This is a genomic window from Nocardioides sp., from assembly GCF_047602075.1.
Lineage (GTDB): Bacteria > Actinomycetota > Actinomycetes > Propionibacteriales > Nocardioidaceae > Nocardioides.
Window position 1 is genome coordinate 1,224,856 of sequence record NZ_JASGIF010000001.1, and the last position, 20,304, is coordinate 1,245,159.

Here is a 20,304-nt window from a genome sequence, read left to right on the forward strand (position 1 = left end):
GTGGATGCGAGCACCAGTAGTTGTGCGCTGTGGTCCCCTTGGACTGTGTTGTCTGGTGGGGTGTGTGGTGTGGTGGTGTGTGTGGCAAGCCCTCGGCCTATTAGTACCGGTCGGCTGGGCATTGCTGCTGTAGACCTCCGGCCTATCGACCCCATGGTCTGTGGGGGGCCTTACCACCATATGGTGTGGGAAACCTTGTCTTGAAATGTGCTTCCCGCTTAGATGCGTTCAGCGGTTATCACGTCCGGACGTAGCTAACCAGCGGTGCCCCTGGCGGGACAACTGGCATACCAGAGGTTCGTCCATCCCGGTCCTCTCGTACTAGGGACAGCTTTTCTCAAGTTTCCTGCGCGCGCGGCGGATAGGGACCGAACTGTCTCACGACGTTCTAAACCCAGCTCGCGTGCCGCTTTAATGGGCGAACAGCCCAACCCTTGGGACCTGCTCCAGCCCCAGGATGCGACGAGCCGACATCGAGGTGCCAAACCATCCCGTCGATATGGACTCTTGGGGAAGATCAGCCTGTTATCCCCGGGGTACCTTTTATCCGTTGAGTGACCACGCTTCCACATGCCGTGGCCAGATCACTAGTTCCGACTTTCGTCCCTGCTCGACGTGTCTGTCTCACAGTCAAGCTCCCTTGTGCACTTACACTCGCCACCTGATTGCCAACCAGGCTGAGGGAACCTTTGAGCGCCTCCGTTACATTTTAGGAGGCAACCGCCCCAGTTAAACTACCCATCAGGCACTGTCCCTGAACCGGATCACGGTCCGAGGTTAGACATCTAGTACGGCCAGAGTGGTATTTCAACGTTGACTCCACCACCACTGGCGTGGCCGCTTCACAGTCTCCCACCTATCCTACACAAACCGTACCAAACACCAATACCAAACTATAGTAAAGGTCCCGGGGTCTTTCCGTCCTGCCGCGCGTAACGAGCATCTTTACTCGTAGTGCAATTTCGCCGAGCCCATGGTTGAGACAGCGCCCAAGTCGTTACTCCATTCGTGCAGGTCGGAACTTACCCGACAAGGAATTTCGCTACCTTAGGATGGTTATAGTTACCACCGCCGTTTACTGGGGCTTAAATTCTCCGCTTCACACCCGTAGGGTGTTGACGGGTCCTCTTAACCTTCCAGCACCGGGCAGGAGTCAGTCCGTATACATCGTCTTACGACTTCGCACGGACCTGTGTTTTTAGTAAACAGTCGCTTGGGCCTGGTCTCTGCGACCCTCACCGCTACCCACCGCAAAGGGTGTTGACGGGTCGGGTCCCCCTTCTCCCGAAGTTACGGGGGCATTTTGCCGAGTTCCTTAACCATGGTTCGCTCGATCGCCTTGGTATTCTCTACCTGATCACCTGAGTCGGTTTGGGGTACGGGCGGCGCATAGCTCGCTAGAGGTTTTTCTCGACAGCATAGGATCACCCACTTCACCACTATCTGGCTCGGCATCAGATCTCACACCCCCGCCAGTGGCGGGTACAACCCGGATTTGCCTGGGCTGCGTGCTACATCCTTACCCGCGGACAACCATCGCCGCGGCTGGGCTACCTTCCTGTGTCACCCCATCGCTTGACTACTACCCGGTCGGGTCCCACGCAGCCCCACCCCGCCAGCACCCGAAGGCGATGGTCGTGGGTGGCTTTGGGTGGTTAGCATCACGGACCTCGTCAGGGTCGCTACCTTGCCGGTACCAGAATATCAACTGGTTGTCCATCGACTACGCCTGTCGGCCTCGCCTTAGGTCCCGACTTACCCAGGGCAGATGAGCTTGACCCTGGAACCCTTGATCATTCGGCGCGCGTGTTTCTCACACGCGATTCGCTACTCATGCCTGCATTCTCACTCGTGTCGCCTCCACGCCTAGATCACTCCGACGCTTCACCGGCGACACGACGCTCCCCTACCCACCCACACACCTGAACCCACCCCCACAAAGAGAGACAGGCTAGGACAAACGCATGGGTGCCATAGCTTCGGCGGACGACTTGAGCCCCGCTACATTGTCGGCGCGGAATCACTTGACCAGTGAGCTATTACGCACTCTTTCAAGGATGGCTGCTTCCAAGCCAACCTCCTGGTTGTCACTGCGACTCCACATCCTTTTCCACTTAGCCGCCGCTTAGGGGCCTTAGCTGATGGTCTGGGCTGTTTCCCTCTCGACTACGGAGCTTATCCCCCGCAGTCTCACTGCCACGCTATGGCTTGCTCCCATTCGGAGTTTGGCTAACGTCAGTAACCTGGTCGGGCCCATCGGCTATCCAGTGCTCTACCTGGAACAAGAAACACGCAACGCTGCACCTAAATGCATTTCGGGGAGAACCAGCTATCACGGAGTTTGATTGGCCTTTCACCCCTAACCACAGGTCATCCCCTCCATTTTCAACTGAAGTGGGTTCGGTCCTCCACGACGTCTTACCGACGCTTCAACCTGCCCATGGCTAGATCACTCCGCTTCGGGTCTTGATCGCGCTACTACACCACACCCAAAAAGATGCGGCTACGCCCTGTTCGGACTCGCTTTCGCTACGGCTACCCCCCACGGGTTAACCTCGCAACACAACACAAACTCGCAGGCTCATTCTTCAAAAGGCACGCCATCACCCCACCCAAAAGGATGAGGCTCTGACGGATTGTAGGCACATGGTTTCAGGTACTATTTCACTCCCCGCCAGGGGTACTTTTCACCTTTCCCTCACGGTACTCGTCCGCTATCGGTCATCAAGAAGTATTTAGGCTTGACGGGTGGTCCCGCCAGATTCACACAGAATTCCACGAGTTCCGTGCTACTCGGGAACACGACAACGCAGCCACAGGCTTACAACTACGGGACTATCACCCTCTACGGCACCGCTTTCCAACGGCCTCGTCTTCACCCAATGGTTTCTCACTACGCACCCAGTATGGCAGCCCGGGCCCATCGCGTCCCACAACCCCCGCAACACAACACCTGCCAGCTTGAACATGCCACGGGTTTAGCCTCATCCACTTTCGCTCGCCACTACTCACGGAATCACTATTGTTTTCTCTTCCTACCGGTACTGAGATGTTTCACTTCCCGGCGTTCCCTCCCAACACCCTATTTCATTCAGGTGCAGGCGACTGGACATGACTCCAGCCAGGTTACCCCATTCGGACACCCCCGGATCACAGCTCGGTTGCCAACTCCCCAGGGCTTATCGCAGGCTCCTACGTCCTTCATCGGCTCTTGATGCCAAGGCATCCACCATGCGCCCTTCACAGCTTGCCAAACAAACCAACACAACACACACCATGCAGAGCATCAAAAAACAACACCCAACAAAGTGCCATTGCAAACTACACTCAGACAAACACTGCAAAGAACCACAAAACATACACTACAAAGACACTCGCATCCACTATACAAAAACCAAACAACCCACCCACACCCCCACAACCAGAACAAACCGGCCAACCAGAAACCTGGCCAACCAGAAACCTGGCCAGAAGGGGACGGGGCCCTCCAAGCAACCAACCCCCACCACCATCACTGGCAGCACACGGGCTGATTCCTCAGAACCCCAACAGCATGCGACACCCCACACCCCCACCACACCAGCCCAGACGGGCCACCGGGAGGGGCGTGTCCCCCCACTGATTCGGGTGGGGAACACGGGGAACCCCGGGCCGGCCCCAGGGGGGTCGGGCGGGGTTGTCGATGATTCCACTATGAGTTCCACCCAGTAGTGGTCTGCTGCCGTGGTCGGCAGCAGACACTGTAGGGGGTGGTGCTCCTTAGAAAGGAGGTGATCCAGCCGCACCTTCCGGTACGGCTACCTTGTTACGACTTCGTCCCAATCGCCAGCCCCACCTTCGACCACTCCCTCCCCACAAGTGGGGTTGGGCCATGGGCTTCGGGTGTTGCCGACTTTCGTGACGTGACGGGCGGTGTGTACAAGGCCCGGGAACGTATTCACCGCAGCGTTGCTGATCTGCGATTACTAGCGACTCCGACTTCATGGGGTCGAGTTGCAGACCCCAATCCGAACTGAGACCGGCTTTTTCCGATTCGCTCCCCCTCACGGGATCGCAACGGTCTGTACCGGCCATTGTAGCATGCGTGAAGCCCTGGACATAAGGGGCATGATGACTTGACGTCATCCCCACCTTCCTCCGAGTTGACCCCGGCAGTCTCTCATGAGTCCCCACCACCCCGAAGGGCGTGCTGGCAACATAAGACAAGGGTTGCGCTCGTTGCGGGACTTAACCCAACATCTCACGACACGAGCTGACGACAGCCATGCACCACCTGTAGGAAACCCTTACGGACCCACCATCTCTGATGGATTTCTTCCTATGTCAAACCCAGGTAAGGTTCTTCGCGTTGCATCGAATTAATCCGCATGCTCCGCCGCTTGTGCGGGCCCCCGTCAATTCCTTTGAGTTTTAGCCTTGCGGCCGTACTCCCCAGGCGGGGCGCTTAATGCGTTAGCTACGGCACGGAACCCGTGGAATGGATCCCACACCTAGCGCCCAACGTTTACGGTGTGGACTACCAGGGTATCTAATCCTGTTCGCTCCCCACACTTTCGCTCCTCAGCGTCAGGACATGCCCAGAGAACCGCCTTCGCCACCGGTGTTCCTCCTGATATCTGCGCATTTCACCGCTACACCAGGAATTCCGTTCTCCCCTGCATCCCTCTAGTCTGCCCGTATCGAAAGCAAGCCACCAGTTAAGCTGGCGGATTTCACTCCCGACGCGACAAACCGCCTACGAGCCCTTTACGCCCAATAATTCCGGACAACGCTCGCACCCTACGTATTACCGCGGCTGCTGGCACGTAGTTGGCCGGTGCTTCTTCTCCCACTACCGTCACCCCCACCAAAAAGTGAGAACTTCGTCATAGGTGAAAGAGGTTTACAACCCGAAGGCCGTCATCCCCCACGCGGCGTTGCTGGATCAGGCTTCCGCCCATTGTCCAATATTCCCCACTGCTGCCTCCCGCAGGAGTCTGGGCCGTGTCTCAGTCCCAGTGTGGCCGGACACCCTCTCAGGCCGGCTACCCGTCAAAGCCATGGTAGGCCACTACCCCACCATCAAGCTGATAGGCCGCGAGCACATCCCACACCACCCCCGAAGAGGCTTTCCACCACACAACATGCGCCATGTAGTCCTATCCCGTATTAGCCACCGTTTCCGACAGTTATCCGAAAGTGCAGGGCAGATTACTCACGTGTTACTCACCCGTTCGCCGCTCGAGCACCCCAAAAGAGGCCTTTCCGCACGACTTGCATGTGTTAAGCACGCCGCCAGCGTTCGTCCTGAGCCAGGATCAAACTCTCCATCGAAAACCAAAAACCCCAAAACCCCAAACAGGACCCCAGAGCATTCAGCACTAAACAGAAAACCGATCTGGCAACAGACAAGCTAGCCTGTCACAGAATCATCAAAAACATCAACCCAAAAACACCCCAAAAAACAGAGCCCAAGGATCAACGAGTAAACAAATCAATTCATCGACTATCACACACTGTTGAGTTCTCAAAAATCAGACACGCACCATCGCAAATCCCTTGCGGGACTGGCGTGTTGGGGCTGGTCAATGCTACCGGGCTCGATCCTCGCCATCAAATCGACGGCGAACCGATCCCGGTCCCTTCCGCGCACCGTGGACCCAGCCGATCCGGGTCGCCTAGGGGCGCACCGGAAGTCACCGGGTTTGGTGAGGAAGGAGAGTGTCGGTTCGGGGCCGAGAGCCCGTCCGGAAGGACTTGCTCCCCGCCGCACCCGGCGCGACAGGAACAAGATTAGGCGAGTGCTGGGAGAGGGGTCAAATCACGACGCTGTGAGTCGGCGCACAGTCGTCTCCGCGCGACCCTGACCGCCGTACACCTCGCCCGTTTGCGCAGGTCAGCGCCCTGGACAAGGCAACAGCGACCTGAGATCACCCGACGCGGATGCCGGCGAACCGCTTCTTGCCTCGACGTAGCACCAGCCAGGCACCCGCCAGCAGGTCGTCGGCACCTGGCACCAGCTCCGGGTCGGTGACCCGCTGATTGTTCAGGTAGGCGCCCCCCTCGTTGACCGTGCGTCGCGCGTCCCCGCGGCTGTTGGCGAGACCAGCGTCGACCAAGAGATCCACGATCGTCGGCAACGCAACACCTCCGTCGAGGCGGCCTCCCCCCGCCTCGACGAGCGCGGCATCGAGGGTTGCCAACGGGAGGTCGTGCAGATCACCGCCCCCGAAAAGGGCAGCCGAGGCGGCCTTGATCCGCTCGGTCTCCTCGGCGCCGTGCACCAGCGTGGTGACCTCGGCTGCCAGGGCCTTCTGGCCCGCCCGCAGGAACGGCTTCTCAACGGTTTGTGTGTCGAGCGCCTCGATCTCCTCGTGTGACAACTCGGTGAAGATGCGGAGCAGTTCGCCGACCTTCTCGTCCTCGACGTTGAGCCAGAACTGGTAGAAGGCGTAGGGCGTCATCATCTCGGGGTCGAGCCACAGTGCCCCGCCCTCGGTCTTGCCGTACTTCGTCCCGTCGGCCTTGGTGATCAGCGGCGTGGCGAAGGCATGGGCCTGTCCGCCCGTCACCCGCCGGATCAGTTCCGCACCGGCGGTGATGTTGCCCCACTGGTCGGAGCCACCGTGCTGCAGCGTGACGCCGTACAGCCTGTTCAAGGTCAAGAAGTCCATCGACTGCAGCAGCACGTAGCTGAACTCGGTGTAACTGATGCCCGACTCCAGCCTCCGGCGCACGGTGTCGCGAGCCAGCATCCTGTTGATCGGGAAGTGCTTACCGATGTCGCGCAGGAAGTCGATCACCGACATGTCGGCCGTCCAGTCGTGGTTGTTCACCACGGTGGCGGCGTTCTCCCCTTCGAAGGAGACGAAGCCGCTCACCTGGCTGCGCACGCGCTCGGTCCACTCCGCGACCGTGTCTGCGGAGTTCAGGGTCCGCTCGCCGGAGTCCTTCGGGTCACCGATCATGCCGGTCGCTCCGCCAACCAGGATGTACGGCGTGTGCCCGGCCTTCTGCAGGCGCCGGGCCGTCACCAATTGGACCAGGTTGCCCATGTGCAGGCTCGGCGCGGTGGGGTCGAAGCCCACGTAGTACCGAATGCTGCCGCTCGCGAGTGCCTGACGGAGATCGTCGAGGTCGGTCGAGTGGGCGACGAGGCCGCGCCACACGAGGTCGTCGAGAACGTTCGGGCTGAACACGTCGAACTCCTTCGAAGGGGACAGGCGACCGCGAAGCAATCACGAGGACCGGTTGCCGCCGGGTAGGGGTCGCGCTCAGTCTGCCGCATCGGACCGGTCCGCCCGCTCCTCCCCCGATTGCTTGTCTCATTCCGGGGCTACGGTGCGCTAGCGTTCTCGGAGTAGCCAGCGTCAGGTGTGCCGCAGACGCCTTGCGCCTCCGGCACCACGAAGGGGGTACGACCAATGCTGCGCTGTCGGCTCTATCGGTTCTGTCGTCGTGGACGACCTATCTTGGCCGCGAGCGTCGCGAGCACAGTCATAGTCGGCGTCTTCGCCGCACCCGCACTCGGGGTCGCGGCGGCGCCCGACTCCACGGTGGTGAAGGTGCGCTCGCTCCCGATGCGACACCGCGCCCCCGACGTGCCCTGGCTTGCCGGGCGCGTGTTGCACAAGGCAGATGGCGGCGCCACGAGGCTGCCCTGGGGCAAGAGCGCCGCCTTGCAGCACTCACTGCGCCTGATCGGTCGCACTCCGCGCGGATGGTTGGTCAAGGGCTTCTCGGGAGACACCTGGACGGTATGGCTGGTATCCCGGGGCAAGCGCACCCTGCTGTCGACCCACTCGGTGTCCGAAGGCGACGTGGTCGGGTTCCGTCTCGCGGAGGACGGCCAGCACTATGCCGCCCGGGCCTACACCGACGGCGAGGACGGGCAGTTCGTCGGCATCTTCGACCTGACCGGGCACCGACTGGCGAGTCGGCTCTTCGACAGCGACGGCAAGGTGCTGGACCTATCCGGGTCGCAGGCCGTGATCGGGACGACCGACACCGTCATCTGGGACTACGAGGACGGACCCGACGGGACGGTGACCGATCTTGGCGTCAACGCCGCGGGGGCTGACCTGGGCCACGATCTCCTCTTCGTCACCGATCCCGGCACCGGAGAGTCCGGCCCGACTTCCCTCTCTATGCCTGCGACGCCCTCCTGGACCGCTGCCATGGTCGACCCCAGGGTTTCCCCGGACGGGACCAACGTGCTCGCCCGCACCCAGTCGCGCGGGCCGGACCTCGTCGTCAGAGCGGTCGCCACGGGGCTGGTTCGGCACACCTTCCAGGTGCGCTGGATGGCATACCCCACGCCGGTCTGGGGCACACCGCGTGCTTTCGTGCTGATCGGCGCCAACGGCGCTGCCAGCCGTGAGCGGGTGGTGCGCTGCCGTTTGAACGGTCGCTGCGCTGCGCCCAGCGCGCTGGTCCCCGAGGGACGCCTGTCGATCCCTGCCACCTGACCTCCCGGTAGCCTCCACGTCGGAGCACTCGCGCTCCGTGGGGGCGGTAGCTCAGTCGGTTAGAGCAGAGGACTCATAATCCTTGGGTCGTGGGTTCGAGCCCCACCCGCCCCACCCGATGTTCGTCGTTCAGAACGTGTTCCCAGAGGTCCCTTCCCCAATGGTGGCGGAGGGTCAGCCTGTCGCGCCGTCGGGGAAGAAGAGATCCTCGATCGTGCATTCGAACGTGGCCGCGATCCGGAAGGCCAGCGGTAGCGAGGGGTCGTAGCGGCCCTTCTCCAAGGAGATGACGGTCTGTCGGGAGACCCTCAGTTGGTCGGCGAGGTGCTGTTGGGACCAACCGCGCCGGGCGCGCTGCTCAGCCAGCGAGTTGCGCATCAGCCCTCCCTTCGGGAGAGCCACCAGTACCGCAGGCCGAAGCTAGCGCCGGCGATCAGGAAGAGGGCGATCAGAATGATGCTGGGTGCCAGGTCGATCCTGACGAAGCTGAAGACCGCGGTGCCCACGCCGAGGGCGACCAGGAGGTCGGTGAACGCGCCCACGGCCGCGCGGTCGTACCAGTGGCTTTCGATCGAGGATTCCGGGTCGTCGGTGGCACCTGAGATCGTCGACCGATCCACCAGCAGCACCCACACCAGCATGACGGAGATCGGCAAGGTGGCCGCGGCGGCGACGAGGAACAACGCCCAGGTTCTGGCGGGGTCGGGTTCCACGACGGTGGACGCCCAGCCGATGCCGGCCGAGAGCAACAGGCCGAGGGCGATGGACGTGCCGACGAGGAGACCGCCACCGCCGCCGAAGCGGGAGCGGCCCCATCGGGTGCGGAGTCGGGGGTTGGTGGAACTGCTCACGGTGTGCTCCTTGGGGCTGATCTGTGATGTAAAGCAAGCATGACAGTAAAGGTCGCTGTACGTCAAGCGTGCTTTACGCGCTTCGCGTGGCGGCGGCGCCCGTTCCGTCGCTGCCGCGAATCGTCGCCGAACTCGGCGGCAGCCACCTAGACCCGACTCGTGCCACCGGGGTGTGTCAGTGAGCGCTAATCTGCGGCGCGGTCAGGATGATCGGCCCCGTCCGGCGGGATCAGGTCGACGCGATTGAGTCGTACCCGGGGCCGCGGATGGTGATCTGGGGGCTGGCGGGACGATGACCCGGCCTTGTTGCCCGGTACCGACATGCTCAGGGGCGATGTCTCGTCCGTCGCGGGGCTCCGCGAGCTCGGGATCTTGATGCTGCCGGAGCTGCCCGGGGTCTTCCTCACGAACGCCATGAGCAGGCGCTGCCGAGGGGCGGGGTGTGTCAATGAGCGACGACGCAACCCCGTGACCTGCACAGACACCGGCGGGAACGCCGAATCTCGATCAAGTGGCACGAGTCAGGTGGCGGCGGCGCCCGTTCCGTCGCTGCCGCGAATCGTCGCCGAACTCGGCGGCAGCCACCTAGAGGTCCCGCTTAAGGCTTCGCCTGGATCGTCACCGGATGCGCCACCCGCAAATCTCGGCTCTACCAAGATGGTGTGTCATGGCACTTCTAGTCAGGCCAAGTTCTTCGAATGCTGGGACCGCGACTTGGGAAGCTTTGGCTGACCGCGATCGCGGTGACCGCGACCCCAGGCACCGGGGCCTTGTTGGTCAATCTGCCGAACCAGCCTGACATGTGTGTCGTGATGGCTCGGACGGCAGCAGCGTCACGGCGTTCCCGGTGGCGGAGCCGTGGTGAGCGCAGCTGGCGTTCCAGCACACCGGTCTCGATGAGTTCGGCGAGGACGAGCTGGGAAAGCAGGCTCGGCACCCCCGTCACACCGGCAGTGACGATCACGCACCTGGCGTGTCACGGGTACGGCGCCGACGATCGTGCCGTCCCCCGCGGTCTTGGCTCCAGAACCTGTGCCAAGAATGGGTCCCACCGCTAGGGGCTGCCGTCGAGAGACGGCGTTCTGGTTGGCCAGACGTCTCGACCTCGGTGGCACCACGAGGCGGTGATCACACCGTGGTCCTCCACGGATGAGAGGGTGGCTCCGTGCCCACCCGCTCCGACGCGCTGGCCAGCGCCCGCAGCCGGGTCGGCCGTGCGCTGCGGGCGGTGGGACTGCGGAGGGACGACACCGCGGAGACTCCGCCGCCGGCGACCCTGTCGGACCCCGCAGCGGGGGCCCTGGGTCTCGACTGGTTCGTCAACCCGATCGCCGAGGGTGCCGATCCGTTCGTCGTGCGGAGCGGCGAGACCTACCTGTGGTGCCAGAGCGAGGGGGACCGAGGGGTCGCGGTCAGCCGATCGACGCGGCTCACCAGCCGAGGCGAGCGGCGGGTGGTGTGGCGCGCGCCCGAGACCGGGCCGCACTCGCGTGAGGTCTGGGCGCCCGAGCTGCACCACCTCGACGACCGCTGGCACATCTACCTTGCGGCGTCGGACGGGCACAACCGCGAGCACCGGGCCTATGTCCTCGTCGCCGACTCCGACGATCCGCAGGGCTGCTACACCCTGCATGGTCCACTCGCGACGGGCGACGCCGACGGACCAGCTCAGTGGGCGATCGACATGACTGTCCTCGAACTGGGCGGGCAGCGCTACGCCGTGTGGTCGGGCTGGCCCGACGAGCAGACCCCCGTGCAGCACCTCTATATCGCGCCCCTCGCCACGCCGACCGCTCTCGGCGGACCGCGGGTCCAACTCACCTCCCCGTTCGACTATCCCTGGGAGCGGATCGCGGACGACTCCGACGAGGCGATCAACGAGGCGCCGCAGGTGCTGATGCGGGACGGCCGGACCTTCCTCCTCTTCTCCTGCGGCAGCGCCCTGCTGCCGTCGTACAAGCTCGCACTGCTGGAGCTGATCGGCGAGGACCCGCTCGACCCCGCCTGCTGGCACAAGCATCCCGAGCCGGTGTTCACCTCGACGGAGAGCACCTTCGGTGTCGGCCATGGGAGCGCAGTGACCACGCCCGACGGGTCCCAGTGGTGGCTGGCCTTCCACGCCAAGATCAACCGGCGTCGCAACTTCAAGCGGGTCACGCACGTGCAGCCCATGGACTGGACTCCCGACGGTTTGCCCACATTCGGCGAACCCGTCGCGGCGGGCACCCCGCTGGCGCTGCCCGGTGGCACACCGATCAAGCCACGTCGGGACGGGCAGAGCTGGGACCTGCGGAGGGATCTGCGCGGGGAGTTCGACTACTTCGGCCACCAGCAGTACGTCGAGTGGGCCGGGGACGGGCTGCACCTGGGCCGTCCTCCGGCACATCCCGTCAACGTGTTTCGCAGTGCGGAGAAGGTCGTCCTTCGCGACGGCGACTTCACCGATCTGCGCGTCAGCACCGACCTCCGCATGGTCGAGGGTCGGCAGGCGGCCGGCGTGTTGCTGCGCACCAGCGCGCCGGCCGTGGGGGTCGACGCGCATCGTGGCTACTTCGTGGGATGGGTTGCCCGCGGCCGCCTCGTGCTCGGCCGCTCGGACGGCTCGACCTGGACGGTGTTGGACTCGCGGGCCGTCTCGATCGACGGCGCGAAATCCCTGACCGTGATCGCCGAGGCACGCGGCGACCAGATCACGGCCTATCTGGCAGGCGCCCCCGACCAGCGGTTGCAGGCCAGCGATGCGACGTACACCCGCGGCTCGGTCGGCCTGCGCGTCGTCGGCACCACGCACGCGGTGTTCTCGTCCCTGAAGGTCGAACGCCTGGGCTAAGAGGTTCCGCAGGTAGGTCACGGGCGTCGCTTTGGTCGTAGGGCCCATCGGTGGGTTGGCCAGGCTTCGGCGAGTAGCCGGCGGGTGATGATGACGGCGTTGGCCAGGGCGATGAATGCCTCGATGACGCGGGCTCGGCGTTCGGCGCAGATCGTGAGTTTCTTGAAGCCGCGGTTGTGCCAGGAGTTGGTCCGTTCCACGACCCAGCGTTGGTCTGCTTGGAGTGGGGTTCCCTTGGCGCTGATGACGCCGTGGCAGCCCAACTCCTCAAGCAGTTCACGAGTCTTGCCCGAGTCGTAGCCGGCATCCAGATGCACGGTGATGTCCTCGGGTAGCCCGACACCCAGACCCTCATCGAAGCGAGCCAGGCGCTCCAGAGTCGGGCGTAGCAGCGGGGAGTCGTTGCGGTGTGCCCCGGCGACCACGCACCCGATCGGGATGCCGCGGGCCTCGACCATGAGCGAGCGTTTCGTGCCCTGCTTCCCGCGATCTACCGGGGATCTACCTGCGGCTTCACCGCCGCAGGGTGCCTTGACGATGCACCCGTCGACCGTGATGTCGCCCAGGTCAAGGCCCACGATCTTGTCGTAGGCATCCAGGCACATCTGCTCTAGCCGAGCGAAGACCCCGGCCGTGATCCACTCATCGCGCCGGTTGCGGATCGAGGTCGCCGAACATGTGGAGTCAGCGATGCGTTCGTAGGCGGCGCCCAAGACGAGAACCTGGATCAGTTTGTCGAAGATGACCCGATCCGGGATACGTGGGTTGTGACAGCCCAGAGGGTGGGTGTCGATGTGTTCAGGTAGCAGCGCGGCGAACTGGTCCCAGACCGGTTCGATGACAGAGGATGGCAAGGCAGGCACGAGCACCTCGGGGAAGGAAGGCGGCGTTAGACACCCCTTCTGTTACCGAGGCTCGTGCCTGTTCTTCGGTAACGACACGCGCCTACCTGCGGAACCTCTAAGCCTCGATCCGTGCAGGGGTGCCGCCAGTAGGGGCTCCTGGGTGATGTCGCCGTCAAGTGCGACGCATGACCGTCAAATCGATCAGATGCCAGGCGAACACCGAGGTAGCGACGGCGAAGGATAGCGTAGAAGAGCACTGGATCCGGAGAAGTCGGCGAATTCTCAGATTTTCGTCCGCGGCGTGTCGCGCACCCCTACTGTGTGGGCCTCCCCACTCTCTCGGAGGATGACGTGTTCCGACGCCAGATACATGCCCTTGCCCTGACCGCTGTTGCAGCCACCACGGCTGCCGGTCTGGCCCTCATCGCGACGCCCGCAGCCAATGCAGACTCGCACAAGGACGGCTCGCTGCCGCCAACCGAGCTGATGGGTGACGGTCCAACGCCGATCCCCCTGAAGCACATGGCGCGGCTGACAGTCTCCGACTGGGGGTATCGCTACACCGCCGGCCAGCAGAACAGCAAGCTGACCATCACCGAGGTCGACGGCGGCCTCCTCTATGTCGACACCGGCACCGAGCGGTGGCGCAAGGTCGACGACAAGCCGGAGATCCCCAAGACCTGCGAGGTGCGCTCCGTCAGCAAGGGCATCAGCGCCTGGTGCAGCATCCCCTACCAGTGGAGCGGCGACGAGACGATGTTCCTCGAGGTGTGGACGCGGCTGGGCAACGACACCGTCGACGGGAGCACCCTCTCGGCAAAGTACCGCATGTGGGTGCTGGCCGACTGGGGTAACGACACCGTCTACACCGGCGACGGCGACGACTTCGTCAACGGTGCCCGAGGCAGGGATCGCGTCGACACCGGCGCTGGGGACGACTGGGCGCGGGGAGGCAAGGGACGAGATGTCGTCGACGGCGGTCCCGGCGATGACCGACTCCTCGGCCAGCAGTTGAAGGACGCCTTGCACGGCGGCGACGGGGACGACAAGGTCTACGGCGGACCGGGTCCCGACTCCTTGTGGGCCGACGGCGGCAAAGACCGGCTGGTCTGTGGCACTGGTCCAGACAATGCGTGGGTCGACGACGACGACTCCAGCCCACAGTGTGAGTCCGTCACGCACACCAAGTTCACCACCGGGCGGGTGTCGCACCGGGGCTGATCCGGGTCGAGCCCGCGGGCACGACGATGCCCGCGGGCCCCGCGTGGCATCCTCGTGCCATGGAACCCACCCCGCTCGAACTCCTCCGCGAGGACTGGGAGCGGGCACTGTGCAGCTGCCCACCCCGGTGACATGGAGCTCGGCGCCGCCGCTGCGCCGCGCGATCGCCGAGGCGCTCCGCCGCCATCGGCCGGAGATCGTGATCACCGGCAACTTCGGTGACACCTTCGGCGGGCGCAACCTCAACCAGGCCGATCACATCGCCGTCGGCCGCGCCGTGCTCGACACGGTCCGCGATGCCGCCAACCGGTGGATCTTCGCCGACCAGTTCACCGACGGGTTGGAGCCGTGGCGCGGTGTGGTCGAGGTCTTCCCGATGGCTGGGGCGGCTGACCGAGCCACGGGACGTCATACCTTCTGGTCGCTAGGGTGGTCAGGGTGAGTGGTCGGTCTCCTGACACCGCCGGGAAGGTCGACCGGCGGGCGCTGATCTTGGCGGCAGTGCTCCGCGTGCTGGCCCGCGATGGCATCTCGGGAGTGAGCATGCGAACGGTCTCACGCGAGGCCGGGGTGGCGCTCGGGCTGCTGCACTACTACTTCGACGACAAGACGGCGCTGATCGCCGCCGCCCTGCGCCAGATCGAGGAGCACGACCTCGCCATCATCGAGCCCGAGCCACGACTCTCCCCCGAGAAGCGACTACGCAACGCCCTGCACCGAGTTGCAGATCCCGAGTTCCTGACCAGGGAGTATCTCGCCCTGCGGATGCAGCTCTGGGCGCTCGCCCAGGCACACGACGAGTTCGCCCAGATCAACACCGAGGCCCAGCACCGCTATCGCGTCGGCCTGGCGACCCTGATCGGTGCTGCCCGCCCCGGCCTGAGCCGTGGGGAGTGCGCGCGCCGAGCGGCCGACATCGACATCCTTCAGAACGGCATGTGGCTCACCGCATTGCTGGGTTTGGACAAGACCTCGATCCGCCGTGGCGTCGCGCGGACCGAGGAGATCGCCCTAGCCGACTGAGCTGGGCCGACTGAACTGGGCCGACTGAACTGGGCCGACACCGTCTTCTCCACTCGAACGCAGGCGTTGTCGACCAGCAACGTGATCGTCCCGAATGCCTCGCGCGCCGCGTCGGCCAGACGCTCCACCGGATCCGGATCGGCCACGTCGGCGGCGACCCGGTGCACGGCCGGCGGAAGATCATCGGGTCGCCACCCGCGCCCGCGGGTCACGATCGCGGCGTCGCTCGGATCCCGACGTGCCGACGAGTCTTGAACGATCGTCCAAATCTCCGGTACGTTGCGAGGATGCCTTCGGTCACCGTCGACGACGTCGTCTCCATCGCATCGGGATACAACCCCGACCCCGCCCTGTCCATGTCGCTGCGCGCGCCGGCGTACACCGATCCGAAGTGGCTGCGCGCCGATCTCGAGGGGATCTTCGCCCGGACCTGGCAGTGGGTCTGCCACATCGAGAAGCTCGCGACGCCAGGAAGCTATGTGACCGCCACGGTGGCGGAGATGCCGATCGTGGTGGTGCGTGACCGCGAGGGAGTGCTGCGGGCGTTCTACAACGTCTGCAAGCACCGTGCCCACGAACTGCTGTCCGGCTCGGGCACGACCAGGGTGATGGCCTGCCCCTACCACGCCTGGACCTATGGGCTGGACGGCCAGCTCAGGGGGGCCCGGAAGGCCGACCAGATGGAGACGTTCGACAAGACCCAGATCTGCCTGGACAAGGTGCAGGTCGAGGAGTTCGGCGGCTTCGTCTACGTCAACCTCGACCCGAGCGCCCGCCCGCTCGCCGAGCAGGCCGGGGATCTGGCCGAGGAGATCGCCCGCTGGGCGCCCGATGTCGCCTCCCTGACCCACGCCAAGCGGCTGAGCTACGAGGTGCGCAGCAACTGGAAGAACGTCATCGACAACTTCTTGGAGTGCTACCACTGCCACATCGCGCACAAGGAGTTCGTCGACCTAGTCGACATGGACACCTACGACGTGCAGACCCACGGCATCTGGTCCAGCCACTTCGCCGACGCCGGCAAGCACGAGAACGTCGCGTACGACGTCTCGGGCGCGACTGTCACCCAGCACTCGGTGTGGTGGCTGTGGCCCAACACCTGCCTGTTGCGCTACCCCGGTCGCGGCAACTTCATGGTCTTCCAGATTCTGCCTGCCGGACCGGACCGAACCCTGGAGACCTGGGACTTCTTCCTCGAGACCAGCGAGCTCGAGCCGGCGGAGGTCGAGGCAGCCCGCTACATCGACGAGGTGCTCCAGGTGCAGGACATCACCATCGTCGAGAGCGTCCAGCGCGGGATGAGCACCCCCGCCTTCGACCAGGGCCGGATCGTCTACGACACCACCAGGCAGCCGGGACTCTCCGAGCACGGGGTGCACCACTTCCACGGCCTGATCCTGGAGGCCTATCGCTCCCTGGTCGGCCTCGACGCAGAGGGCGCGGACCGGGTCGCGGCGGCGGACCTGAGCGCGGCAGGAGCCTGACATGAGCAAGTCCGTCATCATCACCTGCGCCCCGACCGGCGGCATCCACACGCCGACCATGTCGCCGCATCTGCCGATCACTCCGGAAGACATCGCCGACGCCGCGATCGAGGCCGCGCAGGCCGGTGCGGCCGTCATCCACCTGCACGCCCGCAACCCCGAGACCGGCCAGCCCGATCCACGTCCAGAGCTCTTCGCCGACTTCATGTCGCGGATCTCCGCCGAGAGCGACGCCGTCCTCAACGTCTCCACCGGCGGCGGCCTGGGGATGAGCCGCGAGGAGCGCCTCCGCGCCGCCGTGGCCACCTCGCCGGAGATGGCGTCGCTCAACGTCGGCTCGCTGAACTTCGGCATCTTCCCGATGGCGGAGAAGCACACCCAGTGGAAGCACGACTGGGAGCCGGAGTTCCTCGAGATGACCCGCGACTTCATCTTCAAGAACACCTTCGCCGACCTCGAGTACGTCGTGAAAGAACTCGCGCACGGGCATGGCACCAAGTTCGAGTTCGAGTGCTACGACCTCGGCCACCTCTACAACCTCGCCTGGCTGATCGACCAGGGCTGGCTCGAGCCGCCGTTCTTCGTGCAGATGGTGTTCGGTGTGCTGGGTGGCGTGGGTGCCGACCTGGACAACCTCCAGCACCTGCACACCATCGCCGAGAAGCTCTTCGGCGACTCCTACGAGTGGTCGGTGCTGGCAGCCGGCAGGCACCAGATGTCCTTCGCCACCCAGGCCGCGATGCTCGGCGGCAACCTGCGAGTGGGCATGGAGGACAGCCTCTACATCGGTCCGGGCGAGCTGACACCGTCCAACGCCGCCCAGGTCACCAAGATCCGCGGCATCATCGAGTCGCTCGGCTATACCGTGGCCACCCCGGACGAGACCAGGCAACGACTCGCCCTCAAGGGAGCCGACCGTGTCACCTTCTGAGCCCGACGCCTCCTCGAGCACCAGGGTCGCGGCGCTCGGGGGCGGGCTCATCGGCCGGAGCTGGGCCGCGCTGTTCCTCGCCGGCGGCCACTCGGTCGCCGTACACGACCCGGACCCGACGGCGGAGGGCCGCGTCCGCGAGGCGGTCGAGGAGGCGTGGCCGGTGCTGACCGCACTCGGGCTCGCCACCGCCGACGCCCCCACCGGCGAGCTCACCTTCCACCGCGACGCCCGGGCCGCGGTCGAGGGCGCCGGGTTCGTGCAGGAGAGCATCCCCGAGCGGGTCGCGCTCAAGCACCAGTTGTACGCCGACATCGAGCCGGCGCTCGACGGCGTCACAGTCGTCGCGTCCTCGGCCTCCGGGCTGACCCTCACCGAGCTCCAGGGCGGTTGGCAGGATCCCGGACGCTTGGTCCTCGGCCATCCTTTCAACCCCCCACATCTCATCCCGCTGGTCGAGGTGATGGGCAACGCGCACACCGATCCCGGTGTCGTCGAGGCGGCCCGCCGGTTCTACGAGTCGGTCGGCAAGGTCACCATCGAGGTGCGCCGCGAGGTGCCGGGACACGTCGCCAACCGCCTGCAAGCTGCGTTGTGGCGTGAGGCCATCCACCTCGTCAACGAAGGCGTGGCCAGTCCGCACGATGTCGACGTCGCCGTGTCGTCCGGACCGGGGCTGCGGTGGGCGGTGATGGGGCCGACTCAGCTGTTCCACCTCGGCGGCGATGACGGCGGGATCGCCACCTTCTGCGAGCGCTACGCCGACAGCTTCCATCGCTGGTGGGACGACCTGGGCGACCCGCGTCTCGACGCCGCGACGATCGAGCGGCTCGCCGACGGGATGAAGCAGGCCACCGACGGGGAGTCGATCCGGTCGCTGGCTACACAGCGCGATGCGACCCTGACCACCGTGGTGGCTGCTACCCAGCCACCGAAGCGCTGACTCCGGCCGTGGCCGGAAGCGTGACCACCTGCGAGGCATAGCTCAGGCCGGCGCCGAACGCGATCAGCAGCGCCGTGTCACCGGGCTTCGCCTCCCCATGGCGGAGCATCGCCTCGATGGCCAGCGGCACCGACGCCGCCGAGGTGTTGCCCGAGTCTTGGATGTCTCGAGCGATCGCGATGCCGTCGGGCAGTTTCAGGTTGCGCACCAGGGTCTCGGTGATCCGCATGTTGGCCTGGTGTGGGATGAATGCATCCAGATCCGACATCGTCAGACCAGCCTCCGCGACGGCCTCGCGGGCAACGTCGGCCATCGCGAACGGCGCCCAACGGAAGACGGCGGTCCCTTCCATGCGCACGGCCATCGGGTGGTCGGCATCGACGTGCTCACAGCCGGGCTCTTGCCTGATCACGTGGGACTGCGAGCCATCCGAGCCCCACGCCACCGGGCCGATGCCGGGCTCGTCGGACTGGCCGACCACCACGGCTCCGGCGCCGTCGCCGAAGATGAAGGCCGTGCCGCGATCCGTGGGGTCCAGGAAACGGCTGAGCATCTCGACCCCGATGACCAGGACATGGCTCGCGTTGCCGCTCCGGACCAGGTCCGAGCCCACCGAGAGGGCATGGCAGAAGCCGGCGCAGCCGGCCGACATGTCGAACGACGCCGCCCGCGAGCCGAGCTCGTGGGCAACCAGCGGCGCCGCCGCCGGCGAGTGCTGAGTATGGGTGGACGTCGCCACGATGACCGTGCCGATCTCGTCGACGCCGACACCCGATGCTTCAAGGGCGCCGCGGGCGGCTCTGGTCGCCATCGCGACCAGGGTCTCGCCCTCACCGGCATACCGCCGCGTCCGGATGCCCGACCTGGTGCGAATCCACTCGTCGCTGGAGTCGAGCACCTCGCAGATCTCGGCGTTCGTCACCACCCGCTCCGGCCGGTAGACCCCGAGCCCGAGCATCGCCGTCGCCGCCGCGCCCGACCGCTGACCGATCCTCGCCATCGCGTCTCCTACGTCTGTGCCGCCGGATAGAACGAAGCGTACGACGACCGGCGTGGTCCTCGCGATCGGCCAGGCCCCACCTCACAGCCAGCGACGCATCCGTCGCGTGTAGTCGTCGTACCTCGCACCGAACCGCGCGCGCAAGAACCGCTCCTCGGGCAGGATCGCGCCCCACCAGATGAGCAGCACCGCGATCGGGAAGAAGGCCAGCCCCAGAACGTGGGGACGAGCAGGGCCAGGCCGACGAGCGAAGGCGGGCCGGAGGCCCGTCGAGTCGAGGAGAACGCCGCCGGTCGAGACGCGGGGCGCCGCGAGCCCGGCACTTCCTCTAGGAACATGCCGTCTAGCGGTCAACTCACAGCTCGGCGAGTCCCCTCGCCCAGGTGCGCATTCCCAGCGGGCCGTCGCCGTCGGCGTACTCTGCGAACAACTCCTGTGACCGCTGTCTACGAATACCGCCGAGGACCTCGTCTGGTCGCTTGAAGAAGGGTTGCTCGATCGGCGGCTCCCACGCCTTGAGGAGTTCGACCGCGCCATCGTTTGGCGATTCGAGGGCATAGACGACGCGCTCGACACCGAGCGTGATGGCTGCACCAAGACACATCACGCAAGGCTCCAGGTTCACCGCCAGCGTCAACGGCTCTTCTCTCGGCGCAAATCCCAGCACCGAGTCGGCACGGAGCATCGCCAGCAGGTCAGCGTGCACGATCCGACGCCGGGAAACCTCTT

General features: G+C 65.0%; 13 protein-coding genes, 1 tRNA gene, 2 rRNA genes and 1 pseudogene. 9 read left to right on the forward strand and 8 right to left on the reverse strand.

All coding sequences use genetic code 11. The features are described 5' to 3' along the window. Positions 1–80: 80 nt before the first annotated feature. The 3 genes from QM714_RS06210 to tyrS all read right to left on the reverse strand — a co-directional run bounded on the left by QM714_RS06210 (position 81) and on the right by tyrS (position 7,178). Positions 81–3,253, reverse strand: a 23S ribosomal RNA gene (locus QM714_RS06210). 510 nt (positions 3,254–3,763) lie between these two features. Next, positions 3,764–5,313: ribosomal RNA gene (locus tag QM714_RS06215) — 16S ribosomal RNA — on the reverse strand. Together the 16S and 23S rRNA genes form the textbook arrangement of a ribosomal RNA operon. A 596-nt stretch (positions 5,314–5,909) precedes the next feature. Continuing rightward, a complete protein-coding gene (tyrS, locus tag QM714_RS06220; protein ID WP_415098624.1) occupies positions 5,910–7,178 on the reverse strand; it encodes a tyrosine--tRNA ligase in 1,269 nt (422 codons plus the stop codon). A 273-nt stretch (positions 7,179–7,451) separates the two neighbouring features. Here tyrS and QM714_RS06225 point away from each other — a divergent pair, with 273 nt between their 5' ends. Both QM714_RS06225 and QM714_RS06230 read left to right on the forward strand, forming a co-directional pair. Next, positions 7,452–8,447, forward strand: a complete 996-nt coding sequence (locus QM714_RS06225; protein WP_415098626.1) for a hypothetical protein — start codon at positions 7,452–7,454, stop codon at positions 8,445–8,447. A gap of 40 nt (positions 8,448–8,487) precedes the next feature. Continuing rightward, positions 8,488–8,561: transfer RNA gene (locus tag QM714_RS06230), tRNA-Ile, on the forward strand. Positions 8,562–8,621: 60 nt separating this feature from the next. Here the strand turns inward: QM714_RS06230 and QM714_RS06235 are convergent. Both QM714_RS06235 and QM714_RS06240 read right to left on the reverse strand, forming a co-directional pair. After that, complete coding sequence (locus QM714_RS06235; protein WP_415098628.1) at positions 8,622–8,825, reverse strand: helix-turn-helix transcriptional regulator; 204 nt, start codon at positions 8,823–8,825, stop codon at positions 8,622–8,624. Beyond that, entirely contained in the window at positions 8,825–9,298 is a 474-nt protein-coding gene (locus QM714_RS06240; RefSeq protein ID WP_415098630.1) for a hypothetical protein, read from the reverse strand. The genes QM714_RS06235 and QM714_RS06240 overlap by 1 nt, the downstream gene beginning before the upstream one ends. 1,165 nt (positions 9,299–10,463) lie before the next feature. On the opposite strand from QM714_RS06240, the gene QM714_RS06245 reads away from it, so the two are divergent. Then, the gene (locus QM714_RS06245; protein WP_415098632.1) at positions 10,464–12,128 is read left to right on the forward strand and encodes a family 43 glycosylhydrolase; all 1,665 of its coding nucleotides are present in this window, start codon (positions 10,464–10,466) and stop codon (positions 12,126–12,128) included. A gap of 17 nt (positions 12,129–12,145) precedes the next feature. Here QM714_RS06245 and QM714_RS06250 read toward each other — a convergent pair whose 3' ends face one another. After that, positions 12,146–12,991, reverse strand: a complete 846-nt coding sequence (locus tag QM714_RS06250; RefSeq protein ID WP_415098634.1) for an IS5 family transposase — start codon at positions 12,989–12,991, stop codon at positions 12,146–12,148. 333 nt (positions 12,992–13,324) lie between these two features. On the opposite strand from QM714_RS06250, the gene QM714_RS06255 reads away from it, so the two are divergent. The 6 genes from QM714_RS06255 to QM714_RS06280 all read left to right on the forward strand — a co-directional run bounded on the left by QM714_RS06255 (position 13,325) and on the right by QM714_RS06280 (position 18,575). Continuing rightward, on the forward strand, positions 13,325–14,194 hold the full coding sequence (locus QM714_RS06255) for a calcium-binding protein (protein ID WP_415098636.1): 870 nt from the start codon (positions 13,325–13,327) through the stop codon (positions 14,192–14,194). Between the two features lie 109 nt (positions 14,195–14,303). Continuing rightward, positions 14,304–14,636, forward strand: coding sequence for a PIG-L deacetylase family protein (locus QM714_RS06260; RefSeq protein WP_415098638.1), 333 nt, complete (start codon positions 14,304–14,306; stop codon positions 14,634–14,636). After that, entirely contained in the window at positions 14,633–15,217 is a 585-nt protein-coding gene (locus QM714_RS06265) for a TetR/AcrR family transcriptional regulator (RefSeq protein WP_415098640.1), read from the forward strand. The genes QM714_RS06260 and QM714_RS06265 overlap by 4 nt, the downstream gene beginning before the upstream one ends. Before the next feature lie 287 nt (positions 15,218–15,504). Further along, positions 15,505–16,701 carry an aromatic ring-hydroxylating oxygenase subunit alpha gene (locus QM714_RS06270; RefSeq protein WP_415098642.1) on the forward strand — a complete coding sequence of 399 codons (1,197 nt, stop codon included), beginning with the start codon at positions 15,505–15,507 and terminating at the stop codon, positions 16,699–16,701. A gap of 1 nt (position 16,702) precedes the next feature. Then, a complete protein-coding gene (locus QM714_RS06275; protein ID WP_415098644.1) occupies positions 16,703–17,632 on the forward strand; it encodes a 3-keto-5-aminohexanoate cleavage protein in 930 nt (309 codons plus the stop codon). Continuing rightward, positions 17,619–18,575 carry a 3-hydroxyacyl-CoA dehydrogenase NAD-binding domain-containing protein gene (locus QM714_RS06280; RefSeq protein ID WP_415098646.1) on the forward strand — a complete coding sequence of 319 codons (957 nt, stop codon included), beginning with the start codon at positions 17,619–17,621 and terminating at the stop codon, positions 18,573–18,575. Before QM714_RS06275 ends, QM714_RS06280 begins: the two co-directional genes overlap by 14 nt. Here QM714_RS06280 and QM714_RS06285 read toward each other — a convergent pair. Both QM714_RS06285 and QM714_RS06290 read right to left on the reverse strand, forming a co-directional pair. Beyond that, on the reverse strand, positions 18,553–19,575 hold the full coding sequence (locus QM714_RS06285) for a beta-ketoacyl-ACP synthase III (protein ID WP_415098648.1): 1,023 nt from the start codon (positions 19,573–19,575) through the stop codon (positions 18,553–18,555). The two genes, QM714_RS06280 and QM714_RS06285, sit on opposite strands and share 23 nt — an antisense overlap. Before the next feature lie 355 nt (positions 19,576–19,930). Further along, positions 19,931–20,296: pseudogene (locus QM714_RS06290) on the reverse strand (deaminase); the annotation flags it as partial. Positions 20,297–20,304 lie beyond the last annotated feature (8 nt).

Bases quoted from the DNA above. Each gene is read 5' to 3' on its own strand.
- QM714_RS06275 (WP_415098644.1), top strand. From the start codon at position 16,703: ATGAGCAAGTCCGTCATCATCACCTGCGCCCCGACCGGCGGCATCCAC.
- QM714_RS06270 (WP_415098642.1), top strand. From the start codon at position 15,505: ATGCCTTCGGTCACCGTCGACGACGTCGTCTCCATCGCATCGGGATAC.
- QM714_RS06285 (WP_415098648.1), bottom strand. From the start codon at position 19,575: ATGGCGAGGATCGGTCAGCGGTCGGGCGCGGCGGCGACGGCGATGCTC.
- QM714_RS06235 (WP_415098628.1), bottom strand. From the start codon at position 8,825: ATGCGCAACTCGCTGGCTGAGCAGCGCGCCCGGCGCGGTTGGTCCCAA.